This window comes from Shewanella psychromarinicola (assembly GCF_003855155.1).
Taxonomy (GTDB): Bacteria; Pseudomonadota; Gammaproteobacteria; order Enterobacterales; family Shewanellaceae; genus Shewanella; species Shewanella psychromarinicola.
In genome coordinates this window covers 751,538-766,671 of the sequence record NZ_CP034073.1, presented here as the reverse complement: position 1 = coordinate 766,671, position 15,134 = coordinate 751,538, and the positions used below count along the sequence as shown (strand labels likewise).

Annotated in this window: 13 protein-coding genes; 5 read left to right on the top strand and 8 right to left on the bottom strand. The window is 43.5% G+C overall.

Features of this window, described 5'->3' with window-relative positions; genetic code table 11:
* Positions 1-344: 344 nt before the first annotated feature.
* A complete protein-coding gene (locus EGC80_RS03235) occupies positions 345-851 on the bottom strand; it encodes a cell division inhibitor SulA (RefSeq protein WP_124012725.1) in 507 nt (168 codons plus the stop codon).
* Positions 848-1,462, bottom strand: coding sequence for a transcriptional repressor LexA (lexA, locus tag EGC80_RS03230; protein ID WP_101033162.1), 615 nt, complete (start codon positions 1,460-1,462; stop codon positions 848-850). Before lexA ends, EGC80_RS03235 begins: the two co-directional genes overlap by 4 nt.
* Positions 1,463-1,726: 264 nt before the next feature.
* On the opposite strand from lexA, the gene plsB reads away from it, so the two are divergent.
* The 5 genes from plsB (at position 1,727) to EGC80_RS03205 (ending at position 6,950) form a co-directional block, all read left to right on the top strand.
* The gene (plsB, locus tag EGC80_RS03225) at positions 1,727-4,150 is read left to right on the top strand and encodes a glycerol-3-phosphate 1-O-acyltransferase PlsB (RefSeq protein WP_124012724.1); all 2,424 of its coding nucleotides are present in this window, start codon (positions 1,727-1,729) and stop codon (positions 4,148-4,150) included.
* Positions 4,150-5,406, top strand: a complete 1,257-nt coding sequence (gene mtr / locus EGC80_RS03220) for a tryptophan permease (protein ID WP_124012723.1) — start codon at positions 4,150-4,152, stop codon at positions 5,404-5,406. Before plsB ends, mtr begins: the two co-directional genes overlap by 1 nt.
* A gap of 146 nt (positions 5,407-5,552) precedes the next feature.
* Positions 5,553-6,332, top strand: a complete 780-nt coding sequence (locus EGC80_RS03215) for a VOC family protein (RefSeq protein ID WP_124012722.1) — start codon at positions 5,553-5,555, stop codon at positions 6,330-6,332.
* Positions 6,333-6,426: 94 nt separating this feature from the next.
* On the top strand, positions 6,427-6,690 hold the full coding sequence (locus EGC80_RS03210) for a hypothetical protein (protein ID WP_124012721.1): 264 nt from the start codon (positions 6,427-6,429) through the stop codon (positions 6,688-6,690).
* The gene (locus EGC80_RS03205; protein ID WP_124012720.1) at positions 6,687-6,950 is read left to right on the top strand and encodes a hypothetical protein; all 264 of its coding nucleotides are present in this window, start codon (positions 6,687-6,689) and stop codon (positions 6,948-6,950) included. The genes EGC80_RS03210 and EGC80_RS03205 overlap by 4 nt, the downstream gene beginning before the upstream one ends.
* A 159-nt stretch (positions 6,951-7,109) precedes the next feature.
* On the opposite strand, the gene EGC80_RS03200 is transcribed toward EGC80_RS03205, so the two are convergent.
* The 6 genes from EGC80_RS03200 to EGC80_RS03175 all read right to left on the bottom strand — a co-directional run bounded on the left by EGC80_RS03200 (position 7,110) and on the right by EGC80_RS03175 (position 15,102).
* Positions 7,110-10,244, bottom strand: a complete 3,135-nt coding sequence (locus EGC80_RS03200; RefSeq protein ID WP_124012719.1) for an efflux RND transporter permease subunit — start codon at positions 10,242-10,244, stop codon at positions 7,110-7,112.
* Between the two features lie 11 nt (positions 10,245-10,255).
* On the bottom strand, positions 10,256-12,037 hold the full coding sequence (locus EGC80_RS03195) for an efflux RND transporter periplasmic adaptor subunit (RefSeq protein WP_233768587.1): 1,782 nt from the start codon (positions 12,035-12,037) through the stop codon (positions 10,256-10,258).
* A 126-nt stretch (positions 12,038-12,163) separates the two neighbouring features.
* The gene (locus EGC80_RS22520; protein ID WP_206191841.1) at positions 12,164-12,859 is read right to left on the bottom strand and encodes a heavy metal-binding domain-containing protein; all 696 of its coding nucleotides are present in this window, start codon (positions 12,857-12,859) and stop codon (positions 12,164-12,166) included.
* Positions 12,860-12,952: 93 nt separating this feature from the next.
* Positions 12,953-13,402, bottom strand: a complete 450-nt coding sequence (locus EGC80_RS03185; RefSeq protein WP_124012718.1) for a hypothetical protein — start codon at positions 13,400-13,402, stop codon at positions 12,953-12,955.
* A 177-nt stretch (positions 13,403-13,579) separates the two neighbouring features.
* Positions 13,580-14,338 carry a PepSY domain-containing protein gene (locus tag EGC80_RS03180; RefSeq protein ID WP_124012717.1) on the bottom strand — a complete coding sequence of 253 codons (759 nt, stop codon included), beginning with the start codon at positions 14,336-14,338 and terminating at the stop codon, positions 13,580-13,582.
* Positions 14,338-15,102 (bottom strand): PepSY domain-containing protein, encoded by a 765-nt coding sequence (locus tag EGC80_RS03175; RefSeq protein WP_206191840.1) that lies wholly within the window; start codon positions 15,100-15,102, stop codon positions 14,338-14,340. The genes EGC80_RS03180 and EGC80_RS03175 overlap by 1 nt, the downstream gene beginning before the upstream one ends.
* Positions 15,103-15,134 lie beyond the last annotated feature (32 nt).

Sequence of the window (15,134 nt, the reverse complement as noted above, 5' to 3'; positions counted from 1 at the left end):
CAGTAAATCTCAGCTCTATGCAAACTCTTCGGTTCCCGAAAAAAGCTTGATGAACTCAAAGTACTCTGGTGGTTGTATACAGACTGTCTACGCTTTTATTGTTAGCTGTGCACCACGCTTGTACCTACGACTGAACTTATCAATTTCTATTTGGATTATTTGTCTGACAGTAATCTTGATTACTGTCATTTTATCCAATTAAAGATGAAGAATGTTTCATCCTTGTTAACCACATTACTTGTAGATTAAACATTGATCAAGATCACTTTGTTGGTAAATAGGCTAAAAAAAGATGAAAAAAAGCCCTGAATTCAATGCAGGGCTTGGTAATTAAGGATTTATGCTTAGTGAAATGAGCAAAAATTACCTGCTCCACTTGTTAATGTAGAGTTAACAAGTTGATGTTTGTGAGGTAAGTGAGCATTCACATCTTCAATTACCACGCCTAATGCTCGCGCGCTCTTAGCGACAATTTCCAATCGACGACTATCGCGAGCATCGAGTGAACTTGTCCAAGTAACCACTGCACTAGAAGTTCCGCTCGTGAGAGCTTTTTCCATGGCCCATAATGTTTCGACTTCATCTTTGGTGTGCACCAGTAAAATACGATCCATTCTCACTCCAGCACTGGCCAGCATATGCTTATAGCCTATGTGAGGTGGACTAATTAATACAATCCATCTGCCTTGTTGGCTCAACGTCGCCAGTTGGCTACACAATTGACTCAGTTCTGCTTCACCTTGGGTGACAGTTTGTAATGTTTGAATGGTTTGGTTGCCATGCAGATCTGTTTCAGTTAAATCTACCCATAAGCCTGGGTGACGTGGCGCTACGCCCATTAGTTTGTTCATGACCAATCTCCATTACGGATAACGCCAACTGCAAGCCCTTCGATGGTTAGGCTTTGGCAACTTAAATCTACTTTTATCGGGTTATAATCTTCATTTTCTGCATGCAGATAAATCATATTACCTTTTTGTTCGAATCGTTTTACGGTGACGTCATCATCAACACGCGCCACCACAACCTGACCATTACGCGCTTGTTGCATTTTATGTACAGCGAGCAAGTCGCCTTCTAAAATACCAATGTTTTTCATGCTATCACCACGAACCCGTAATAAAAAATCTGCGGCGGGTTTAAACATATTTGGGTCGACTTGATAATATTGTTCTACATGCTCTTGCGCCAAAATAGGCTCTCCAGCAGCAACTTGTCCAATGAGTGGCAGACCGATTTCAAGCTGTTCTTCATGAGGTAAACGAATACCTCTCGAGGTACCAGGTATGATCTCGATAAAACCTTTTTTGGCTAATGCTTTTAAATGCTCTTCGGCGGCATTAGCACTTTTAAAGCCAAGACGACTCGCAATTTCAGCACGAGTGGGTGGCATACCTGTTTCGGTGATATTGTTTTTAATTAAGTCTAAAATTTCTGCTTGGCGCGGCGTTAACGGTCTCATGATGGTTCCTGTCTTTTTATACAGTGACTGTCATTATATACAGTGTTTTTGTTCGTGCAAGTATTAACCAACTCTTTTTTGAATATTGTTGGTCAAGTATCATTCAACAACCTGTTTCTATTAGTTATTGTGTATTGATTGTCTGATGTTATTTCTGATAGTGAGAACTCAAGCGTAAAGATAAATCGGTCTGATAGTGTAAGCAGGCTGGTTTCTGGTATCCTATACGACAATATTACAGTGGCTTATGTTGCGAAAATAACCATGTCAAAACCAGATTCAATATTTTTACGAGCGTTAAAATGGATTCAAAAATCGATGGTACTCACGGTTGTTGTGCCACATGATCCTTTTGACGATCTTAATTTAGATCCATCTAAACCTCTGATTTATGTTATGAAAACAGAATCAATCAGTGATGCCGCTGCATTAAGCGAAATCACTGAGAGCTTTGGTATGCCCAGTCCATATGAGCCACTGCAATTGGATGGCCTCAAAGTATCACGCATCGTTTGTCTTGAAGGCCGCAAACCGCTTTTTGGTAAACGCGAAAGCGGTGAAAAATTTATTAATAGTTTTACCAGTCTGTTAGCGCTTCATCGTCAATGTCCTGAGTTAGATATTCAGTTGGTGCCTGTGAGCCTTTATTGGGGTCGCACACCGGGTAAAGAAGATGACAGCATGAAAGCGGCTTTTTTTGAAAGGGAAAACCCGACCTGGCTGCGAAAATGGCTAATGATTTTGTTTCTAGGTCGCCACAATTTTGTACAGTTTTCTAATGCATTATCGCTTCGTCTTATGGCTGATGAACACGGTACCGATAAAAGAATTGCTCACAAATTAATCCGTGTTGCGCGAGTGCATTTCCGCCGTCAACGCAAAGTGATGACAGGGCAGCAATTACCGAATCGGCAAGTGCTTTTTGCGTCGTTACTTAAATCTGATGCAATCAAGAAAGCCATTGAAGAAGAGTCGGTAAACAAAAAAGTATCTGTCGAGAAAGCCCGTGAAACCGCCATTGAATACCTTGATGAAATTGCCGCTGACTATTCTGATAGTTTTGTGCGCATTGCCGAGCGCTTCCTCACTTGGTTATGGAACAAATTATACAGTGGTATCAATATCAAAGGTGCAGAACAGATAAGGCAGTTACATCATGACGGCCATGAAATTGTCTATGTGCCTTGTCATCGTAGTCATATGGATTACTTACTGTTGTCATATATTTTGTATTATCAGGGTATGGTTCCACCGCACATTGCTGCCGGTATTAATCTTAACTTTTGGCCTGCTGGGCCTATGTTCCGTCGTGGCGGAGCATTCTTTATCCGTCGTAGTTTTAATGGAAAAAAACTCTATACCGCAGTATTTCGTGAATACTTAGATCAGTTATTTGCTAAGGGCTATTCGGTCGAGTATTTCACTGAAGGTGGTCGTTCTCGTACCGGGCGTTTGCTAGCGCCTAAAACCGGTATGTTAGCGATGACTATTAATAGTGTGTTACGTGGCATTGAACGCCCTGTGACCTTAGTGCCTGTGTATTTAGGTTATGACCATGTGATGGAAGTGGCCACTTACCATAAAGAATTAAGCGGTAAGAAAAAGAAAAAAGAATCTGTTTGGCAGTTATTTGGGGCTCTGCGTAAATTAGGCAATTTTGGCCAAGGTTATGTGAACTTTGGTGAGCCGATTAATTTACAACATTTCTTAAACGAGCAGGCGCCAGAATGGCGTAAAGAGATTGCGAACGATCCTGATCAGAAACCATCATGGTTTACCCCATCGGTCAACTTACTAGCCAATCGTGTAATGACCAATATCAACGGCGCTGCTGCGGCCAGCTCGGTGACATTGACCAGTTTAGTGTTATTGGCATCAGAGCAAAATGCATTAGAAAGAAGCCAGTTAGAACGTCAGCTTGATTTGTATTTAGCATTACTTAACACAGTGCCTTATACCCATTACGCATCCGTTGCAGAGGGTAATGGCAAGTCAATTGTTGATCATTGTCTGTCGTTAAATAAGTTTGTCAGTACTAAGGACCTTATTGGCGAGATAATTTCGGTTGATGAAAAAGTTGCTATTACCATGAGTTATTACCGTAATAATATTATTCATTTAATGGCATTACCTTCACTCATCGCCAGTTGTTTAGTGCACTATGATGTGTGCGATCGCACCCGAATCCATGCCATAGTGATGGATTTTTACCCATTACTTAAAGCTGAACTTTTTATGGGTATTGATGATGTTCCTAAACATGTAGATTGCATTTTAGACTTTATGGTTGAACAAGGTCTGTTGAGCGGTAGCGATCAGTTGGTGATCACGCCTCACCATATTACTCAAGTGTTACTGCTTGCTGAAACCATCAATGAGACGTTGCAACGCTATGCCATTATCTTTAATTTACTGGCGATAAATCCGGAGCTTGAGCGTTCAGGATTGGAAACCGATAGTCATATGTTAGCCCAACGTTTAGGGGCTCTACATGGCATTACCGCACCAGAATTTTATGATAAAAAGTTGTATAACACCTTGAGCGTGAAACTAAAAGAATTGGGATATTTATGCAGTGTCGAGAATCGTTCTGAAGTGATAAGAATTCGAGATAATGCCAATAAATTACTCAGTTCTTCAGTAAGACAAACCATTGTTGATAGTGTGGCAGCGGAGCACGGACAATAATGGCCAACCACATGAATGCAGCAAAGCATCGAGCTAGCGGTAAGTCAGTATTGGGTGGGGCGATGATTATTGCTGGGACCACAGTCGGTGCGGGCATGTTTTCCTTGCCGGTCGTTAGTGCAGGAATGTGGTTTGGTTATTCATTAGCCATGTTGTTAGGTGTATGGTTTTGCATGTTAATGTCGGGTTTGCTGTTATTAGAAGCCAATTTGCATTTTGAACCTGGCGATAGTTTTGACACCTTAACCCGCGTAACTCTAGGGCAGTTTTGGCGGGTGATTAACGGCGTATCTATTGCCTTTGTGTTGTATATTTTAACCTATGCTTATATCAGTGGTGGCGGGTCGATTGTTAATCACAGCTTATCGGCTCTGGGTGTTAGTTTGCCTCAGAGCGTGGCGGGTTTGGTTTTTGCTATTGTCTTGGCACTTGTGGTGTTTATCAGTACTAAAGCGGTCGATCGGATCACCACCATCATGCTCGGTGGTATGATGATCACTTTCTTCTTGGCTATCGGTAATTTATTAATCGACATTGACACGGTGAAATTGGCGTCACCCGATGGTGAGTCGCGTTATCTGCCTTATTTACTCGCTGCTATTCCTTTTGGGTTGGCCAGTTTTGGTTATCACGGTAACGTGCCGAGCTTAGTAAAGTATTACGGTAAAGATGCCAATACGATTGTGAAAGCCATCGTTACTGGAACCAGTATCGCATTGGTTATTTATGTGTGTTGGTTAGTGGCGACAATGGGCAATATTCAACGCAGCCAGTTTGCCGATATTATTGCGCAAGGGGGCAATATCGGGGTGTTAGTCGCGGCCTTGTCGGGGGTGATTGCCAGCCAATGGCTTGATAACATGTTAACCCTGTTTGCCAATCTTGCCGTTGCATCATCATTTTTAGGGGTGACACTCGGGCTGTTTGACTACCTTGCCGATCTCTTTAATTTTGATGATTCACGCACCGGACGGATTAAAACGGCCGCGGTTACGTTTATACCGCCGACAATACTGGGTTTATTATTTCCGAATGGATTTATTTTAGCGATTGGATTTGCTGCGCTTGCGGCCACCATATGGGCCGTTATTGTACCCGCTTTGTTGGCTTATAAAGTGAGGCAACAATATCCCAATGCCGACGGTTTTAAGGTGCCAGGTGGGACTCCGCTGATTGTACTGGTGGTGTTGTTTGGGATGATCACAGCAACATGTCACTTACTGGCAATGGCGGATATCTTACCGGTATTTAAATAATCTTAACTTGTTACATAGAATTATAATTGTTCAAAAAAGCCTTCGTTTGAAGGCTTTTTGCTTTTCTGCTGATATCGATTTAACTTATGAGACACGTTTCATGTTGGCCATATAAAAGCAACTATTTTTTATAGAGGATGATGATAATGCAGGTACAAGAGTATCAACAAGGACAACCTTGCTGGATTGAACTAGCGACTCATGATTGGGCGGCAGGTAAAGCATTTTATCAGGCATTATTTGGCTGGGAAGCCGATGATATGCCCATGCCAGAAGGGCATTATACTATGCTGCAAATAGACGGTGATGATATTGCGGCAATGTACCCAATGCCGGCAGAAATGGAGGCATTACCTACTCATTGGACAATTTATTTTGCGGTCGATGATGTCGATGCTACCTCTATGGCTGTGATTCAAGCTGGAGGTGAGATTATTGCGGGGCCTCATTCTGTCGCAGATGCTGGTCGAATGGCGCTATGCACAGATCCAGAAGGCTGTCGTTTTGCATTGTGGCAAGGCCAAGACCATATTGGCATCAAGCGATCGCAAGAATCAAATACCCTATGTTGGGTTGAGCTTGCTTGTCGTGATACCGCTGGCGCGAAACAGTTTTATAGCCATGTATTAGGCTACCAAACCAAGCTAGCTGACATGGCTGAGTTTGAATACACGCAATTGTATGTCGGCGAGCAAGCCATTGGTGGCATGTTGGAAATGACTGAAGAATGGGGCGATGCTCCTGCGCATTGGATGAATTATTTTGCTGTCGACGATTGCGATGCTTCAGTTGCAAAAGCCAAAAGTCTAGGAGCTACCATCTGTGTGCCTGCGACCGATATTCCTGATGTAGGTCGTTTCTCTGTTCTTACTGATCCACAAGGTGGATTTTTCTCAATTATAACTTTATTGGATCCCACAACATAATCACGGATAATAAAGGTCAGAATTGGAACTTGAAGCAAAAAACTATGTCATTGCGAGTGGCTTTAAAGGATGAATAAAACCCAAGGATGAGTCTATGACCCAAGAAACAACTCAAGCCGCATTAGCACGAATTAACCGCAGTATGCTGATAGTGGCCATTACCGATGTTCCCGGTACATTACTATTTGGCCTAGGACTTTACGGAATATTTGCCGGATTTAACCAAGACTTTTTACCTATGTTAGCCAACCCTGTACTCATCAATATTATGTTGGTTACTGGTGCTGTCATTATGGCATGGGGTATGTTTCGGATGGTAATTCTCGCACGTGAAAAACAAGGGATATTACAACAATGAAGCAGCTGATAATTCAATTAACATTGTTATCGAGTTTAGTGCTGCTAACGGCTTGTAGTGGAACAAATCCAATCCGTATTGGTAAGGCTGGCAATGGGGATGACAATAAAAATGACACTGACTATATGGTGATTAATCTTCCTAGAGCCATTCTGGCAAGCGATCCTTGCAAGTATGGTCACCCAGACGATATTGCCACCTGCCGTAAAAAGCAGCAAGATCAAGTCGATCAGTTAAATGAGTCACTTAAACGTCAATAACCCCCATCTTTTAACCTGAGTAGAGGTTAACTAAATCAAAACCATTTAGTAAGTACCAATAAGATGAGTATAAACGCTCATAAAAATAATCCTCAAGTCACCGAGTGACTTGAGGATTGTTGTTTCTAGGGTGAATGTATTTAGCGTTAACGTTTGTCGTTATTGCTTAGGTAATGTGCGGCCGTAAATAAGCAAGTAAATCGCCGGGATAACAAATAGCGACAATAGCGGCGCTGTTACCATGCCGCCCACCATAGGTGCGGCAATTTTTTGCATGACTTCATTACCCGTACCACTACCCCACATTATCGGCAGTAAACCAAAAAAGATGGTGGCGACTGTCATGGCTTTAGGCCGAATTCGCATTACTGCACCGTCGAGTAATGCGGCGGTTAAATCCGCTTTACTGTGGTAGTTGTCGGCTTGCTTATAGGCCTTAATACTATTATTGAGATAGACCTGCATTACCACGCCAAATTCGGCGGCGACCCCGGCTAGTGCAATCATACCGACCGATACCGCGACTGAAAAATTATAGTCCAGCCCATAGAGCAGCCATGCACTACCCACCAATGAAAAAGGCAAACTTAGCATGATCACAGATGCTTGTATTACTGAGTTGAACGTCATCATCAGTAGCATAAAAATCACCGCAATCATTAATGGGATCACCATTTTCATTTTAGCGTCAACCCGTTGCATGTACTCGTACTGCCCAGCAAAGCTATAGTTGTAGCGCGCAGGTAGAGTAATTTGTTGCTTGAGTGCCTTTTCAGCTTCAATAATATATTCGCCGATAGAAATGTCTTTTAGATCGACAAACACCCATGAGATAAGGCGACCATTTTCACTGGCTAACATAGGGGGGCCATCAATGATTTTGAGTTCGGCTAAATAACTTAACGGTAAGTACTTACCCGTTTTAGTCAGCACAGGTAAATTTCTGAGCTTCTCAATATTGTCACGTAACTCTCGTGGGTAACGAATATTGATGGGATAGCGCTCTTGACCTTGAATCGACTCACCAATAGTCATACCGCCAATGGCTATTTGCACTACATCCTGGATGTCTTTTAAGGTCATGCCATAACGTGCGGCATTTTTAAGATCTGGGGTAATATCAATATAACGGCCGCCGCTACTGCGTTGTGAGAATGCAGATACTGTTCCAGGTAATTTGCTTACTACCGCTTCTATTTCAGCGCCAATCCGTTGCAGTTCCTCAACATTCGATCCCGATATTTTTATGCCAACAGGCGTTCTAACACCGGTAGACAGCATATCGATGCGAGTTTTAATCGGTTGCACCCAAGCATTGGTCATCCCTGGAATACGCACGGTTTGTTGCAGTTCTTCAATAATGCTTTCTAAGGTTACGCCATCACGCCATTCAGTTGTGGGTTTGAGCATAATGGTGGTTTCGAGCATGGTTAGCGGCGCGGGATCGGTCGCGGTCATTGCGCGGCCTACTTTGCCAAATACCCTTTTGACTTCGGGAACGGTTTTTATCAGACGGTCTGTTTGCTGCAATATTTCTGCAGCTTTGCCTGCGCTGACACCAGGCAGGGTGGTCGGCATATAGAGTAGATCACCTTCTTCTAAGGTGGGCATAAACTCTGAGCCCATTTGGCTTAATGGGTAGTAAGCACTGAATAGGACCATAATCGCCAATCCAATGGTGATTTTAGGGAAATGCAGTACCCATATAAGTAATGGCTGATATATGGCAATTAATACTCGACTGATAGGATTCTTACGTTCATCAGGGATTTTTCCGCGGACAAAATAACCCATTAATACTGGAATTAAGGTGATCGCCAAGATTGCCGATGCGGCCATGGCGAAGGTTTTAGTAAAGGCTAGTGGATGAAATAACCGTCCTTCTTGCGCTTCGAGGGCAAATACCGGCGTAAAGCTTAAGGTGATGATAAGCAAACTGAAGAATAACGCCGGGCCAACCTCAATTGAGGCTTCTTTCACCAGTTGCCAGTGATCTTCTCCCTCAGGAGCCTTACCGTGTTTTTGACGATAATGTTCTAAATGTTTATGGGTGTTTTCGACCATCACAATCGAGGCGTCAACCACGGCACCAATGGCAATGGCAATCCCGCCTAAACTCATAATATTGGCATTGACCCCAATGATATTCATGGCGATAAAACTGACTAAAATTGAAATAGGTAAGGTGATAATCGCCACTAAGGTTGAGCGGGCATGCAGTAAAAACAGTAGGCATATGAGTCCGACTACCAACATTTCTTCAAGCACTTTATGGGTAAGGTTATCGACTGAGCGCAAGATTAACTCTGAGCGGTCATAAGTGGTGATTAACTCAACACCATCAGGGAGTCCATTACTGATTTGCTCGAGTTTTTTCTTCACATTATTAATGGTTTCAAGCGCATTTTCACCATAGCGCATCACCACAATGCCGCCGACGACTTCGCCTTTACCATCTAGCTCTGCAATGCCACGGCGCGCTGCCGGGCCGGTTCTTAATTGGGCCACATCTTTCATTAATACCGGCGTGCCGTTTTCAGACAAAATGCCTAAGGGGATTTCAGCAAAGTCGGCAATGGTTTGGCGATAACCACTTGAGGTGATCATATATTCTGCTTCGGCCATTTCAATGACCGAGCCACCAGTTGAGCTATTGGAGACATCTAAGGCGTTTTTAATGGTCATTAAATCGATTTGATACAGGGCCAACTTATGCGGGTCGACAACCACTTGATAAGTTTGTTCCATGCCACCAACGGTGGCAACTTCTGATACTCCTGCAACACTTTGTAATTCAAGCTTTAAAAACCAATCTTGTAATGAACGTAATTGGGCTAAATCATACTGTCCGTTGCGATCGACTAAGGCGTATTGGAAAATCCAACCTACACCAGATGCATCTGGCCCAATGCTTGGCGTGACGCCAGCAGGCAGTTGATCTTGGGTTTGTGATAAGTATTCTAATACTCGTGAACGTGCCCAATAAATATCGGTGCCATCTTCAAAAATGACATAGACGAATGAATCGCCAAACATGGAGAACCCGCGAACCGTTTTGGCACCCGGCACGGCAAGCATAGCCGATGACAATGGGTAGGTAATTTGATCTTCAACTAATTGTGGGGCTTGGCCTGGGTATGAGGTTTTAACAATGACTTGTACATCTGATAAGTCAGGTAGCGCATCCAGAGGTGTCATGCGCATGGCTTGATAACCCACTAACGCGATAACGGCCGTGAGTATCAACACCATGACGCGTTGCTTTATTGAAGCACTGATAATTTTTGCTAACATTGGCGTGCTCCTTAGTGCTGGTGAGCATCGGTGGTGGTTGAATCTTGGGTTGAATCTTGGGTGGTTGAATCATTACTCGTTAAACGCTGTAAACTGCCTTGAATACTGGCTTCTGAGTCTAGTAAAAACTGTCCAGATATGACCACTTTGTCATGCTCATTCAGCCCGTCTAAAATTTCGGCCTTACCGTCTGCTATCATGCCAATTTTTACCGGCACTGAAGCAAAGCTAGTATCACTGCGTTGCACCACAATACGGTTCTCGCGGCCAGTAAGAATGAGCGCCTCTGTTGGGACGGTGAGCACATTATCCTTAGGAAGGCCAAATAAGGTGACATCCACTAAGCTGCCAGGTCTGAGCTTGTCGTTAAGATTATTGAGTTTGATCCGTACCTGCATAGCCCGGGTGACGGGATCTAATTCGGGGTAGATATAGTCAATCGTCGAGTCAATATCAAACAGTCCCAGCGCCGCGGCGCTGACAGTGACTTTGCGGCCTTTTTGTAGCCAACTTTGCTCGTTTTCAAATACATCTGCAATGACCCATACACTGTCTAAGTTAACGATTTCAAACAAGGTATCGCCTGGCTGGATATACATACCGGGACGGATCGTTAACTTACTGATAAAGCCATCTTGCTGGGCATAAAAAGGCACTTTAAAAATGGTTTCACCGGTTTTTTCTAAGCGATTAATCACCGTGCTATCGACACCTAATAGTGCTAAGCGTTTACGAGCTTTAAGCAATAAACTACTGCCACGCTCGTTATCTTGTTTAAGGTAGTCTTGTGCTTGGGAATAATCGTCTTGGGCATTGACTAGCTCGGGCGAGTAAAGCTCATATAATAGTTGGCCCTTTTTTATCTCTTGTCCCACGTCATTCACCTTAAGCGTTTCTATCCATCCGGTTGCACGAGTATGCACATGGCCAATAGCATTTTCGTTATATTGCACTGTGCCTATGGTATTTACTTGGCTAGATAAACTGGTTCTTTCAACCACCTGACTTCGCATCCCCAGTGCCTGTTGCATACCGCCAGACACGCCAACCACAATTTCTTTGCTGGCATCGGTCACCGTCACTTTCTCAAGGTTCATGCCGCAAATAGGGCAGGTGCCAGGCGCATCGGACACCACATGCGAATGCATTGGGCAGACATATTTTACATTAGTGCTGTCCTTGTTATTTGCCGTGGGCAGTAATGCGGGCTTAGGTTGTTCAAATACCTTGTCTGCTTGGCTTTTGTTTGTCTGACTGACACTTTTCATGTTAGCCATTGATGGTTGCACCCCGCTAGGCTCAGCACTGCCGATTTTCTGGGTGGCATCGGCCACCGTCACTTTCTCAAGGTTCATGCCGCAAATAGGGCAGGTGCTAGGCGCATCGGACACCACATGCGAATGCATTGGGCAGACATACTTTACCTTAGCGTTGTCCTTGTTATTTGCCGTGGGCAGTAATGCGGACTTAGGTTGCTCAAACACCTTGTCTGCTTGGCTTTTGTTTGTCTGACTGACACTTTTGATGTTAGCTATTGGATGTTGAGTGTCGTCAACGCTGGACTCATCTTGATCCTCTTTGACGACGAGAAACATATTACAGATGGGACAACTTCCCTCTTTATCACTGATCACTTCAGGGTGCATCGGGCAAGTATAGGTTTTGCTGGCTTGCGACTGATGCTGGGCATGATCGTGCTCTGCGCCATAAGCGACTGGTGATGTGAGCGCTGCGGGGATCATTACCCAAACAATCGCGCCTAATAGCACACTAGAAAATGGGAATTTCTTCATAACAACCTCGATATTCACCATGATAGCCATGATGAAAACGCTAAAAACAATAATATTGAATGTGCTCGATGCACAGAAGGATCAATTGATCTTGCCTGCTAGGCTTTGTTCTATTGCAATAGCACTTTACATGTTAGCCATTGAATGTTGAATGTCGTCAGCGCTGGACTCTTGTTGCTCATCTTTGACGACTAAAAACATATTACAGATGGAACAACGTCCCTCTTTATCGCTGGTTTCTTCTGGGTGCATCGGGCAAGTATAGGTTTTACTGACCGCTGAATGATGTTGGCTGTCGTCAGCGGTAAATTCGTCTTGCTCATCTTTGACGACTAAAAACATATTACAGATGGGACAACGTCCCTCTTTATCGCTGGTTTCTTGAGGGTGCATCGGGCAAGTATAGGTTTTACTGACCGCTGAATGATGTTGGCTGTCGTTAGTGATGGACTCTTGTTGCTCATCTTTGACGACTAAAAACATATTGCAGATGGAACAACGTCCCTCTTTATCGCTGGTTTCTTGAGGGTGCATCGGGCAAGTATAGGTTTTACTGACCGCTGAATGATGTTGGCTGTCGTCAGTGATGGACTCTTGTTGCTCATCTTTGACGACCAAAAACATATTGCAGATGGAACAACGTCCCTCTTTATCGCTGGTCTCTTGAGGGTGCATCGGGCAAGTATAGGTTTTACTGGCCGCTGACTGATGTTGGGCATGATCGTGCTCTGCGCCATAAACCACTGGTGATGTCAGAGCGACGGGGAGCATAACGGCAATCAACGCGCCTAACAGCACACTAGCAAAGGAGAATTTTTTCATAACAACCTCGATATTCATGATAATAATCATGATAATAAATACTAAAAAATAATTATATTGGATGTGCTCAATGCACAAAAATCATCAATTGAATTAAGCGATAGGTGGGCGAAACGCGGGAGGGAAAGCGATTGAAACACGGTTAACAACCATGGTAATTGATGTCGAATGAATTGAGGTGCTGGCCATCGGCAATTGAATGTCAATAAGGTTAGCTACCAGTGAAATGGTCAAACAATGATGGCAATCAAGACTGCAAAAGCCCGAACCATCACAACAGCTGGTTTGCGGTGCCGATGCGCTAATGGGGTCATTCACATCATTGACCATATTATCATGACAGTTTTTCGTTGCCTGTTGAGGCATTGCGGCTGTGGTGTTAGTTGCCAGGTCGGTTTTTACCGACATGCTCTGCTGAGCAAGATCATCGTGAGCATGCCTATCTGAAGGCGCAGTCTGTTGAGCCATTTTTGCATGGGCCATTGGCACCATAAAACTGTCATTAGTCAGCAACCCCTGTCCGACAAGTGCCAGCAAAGTCATTGCGATGATCCAATAGTTTGACAGCGTTGCTCTCATTTAACCTTAACCAAGTCGTTTGTAGGGTCTAATTTAACAGACCTTTATATCAGTAAAAATATTTCAAGCAATCATACTCATTTTATTTAACATAATGGTAGCGCTTTATAGTCTGTATCGTGTGATACACATTCCATTTCATTAATTTAGCGTGGTTTCACGTGTAGACAATGCTGATTTTGGTTTCCACTTAGGTCGGTATTTGTGGCGCTTCAACATGTCGATTACCCAAATAAATCCGCTAAAGGTTAACCATAAGGTGATAAACGCAAAGATCTTAATAGGAATAGTATTAAAACCGCCTTCATTGAAGTAATCCATAAAGTGGAGCATAAAAAACACTTCGGCTAAACGTTTGTGCTCATCACTGTGACCGACAAGTCGGCCCGATTGGGCTTCAATATAAACGCTGGTGGCAATGTCATCGGCAAAGTTTATCTGCCAAGTGTCATTTTGCTGTTTAGGAAAGTCGTCCAATGGCGGGATCAGTAGATTTGTCGAACTGATTTGAGCCTCGCCAGAATAGGACTCTCTGGCCAGTCGTTGCGCAAATTCGACGTCAATCAATACCGGTTTACCCTGATAAGCATTAACCAAGGTGTAGTCATGGCGAAGATGTTTATATAAGCCTTTTTCATGGGTTAATAAGTAGTAAGGTTTATCTAATAAAGTAATCAAGCTGAGTGACACGCTTGGTTTAAAGGCGCCTAAAACCATTTTAGGTTCAACCAAACGATGAGTCTCTACCGCCACCACGGCGTGAGCATCGCTTCGGTAACTAAGGCCTTGGGCTTTATTGTGATCCATAAGATTAAAATACAGCCCGCTGATCAACCAAAGCAGTAATTGAATGCCCACAATGACCGATGCCCATTTATGCACTTTTCTGATCCAAAACATTAGGCTGCTCCACTGTGATTGCGTTTTTTAAATATATTTTTACGCTTACTATACATTGGCTTACGTTTATTTTTGCGACCAAACACCCTGAAGTAAGTTAATACTAGCCCGCTAATAGTGGCGAATGTCGATAACAATGCTATCCAAAATAACAACAGGTTATCGACCTCTTCAGCATCGCCATAGTCCATCACATGAAAGCGAAACATCCAGTCAAATATCCGCCAAAAGGCATGACGTTTACCGACGATAAGTCCACTGTCGGCAGAGATATAAATTGATGGTGCGGAGAAATGCTCGAAATTAATCCGCCAAGCGGGTAAATGTCGATCACTCAGCTCAAAAGGTGGATTGTCGGTCAGTAAGCTCACCTCATCGATAGGCTCATTACCTGCGTAATAATATTGGGCTAATGCAATGGCCGTCGTTTGATTTAGTGGCGATAAACGCTCACCGGTTTGTGCGCTTAATAATACCTGCTGAGTCGCTGTTTGGCTTGGGATTGAAAAACGGTATACGTCTTGCTCCATCAGCTTACCCACACTGATTTGCTCAGCATGAGGGTAAGTCTGTAACAGTTGTGCCAACGAGTACTGCAGTTTATCGGGATTGATTTTTATCTGAGGGTTAGTTATTAGCGGATCCCCATGGATATAGTCAATATGCATAAACACCATGTATGCCCCCGTCACTGGCCAAATAACAAACTGCAGTCCGAGTAATAGCATCAGCCATTTATGAACTGTTCTTGCGGTTTTATGCATTAAAATGAGCCTTATTATTGTTATTATTAGTT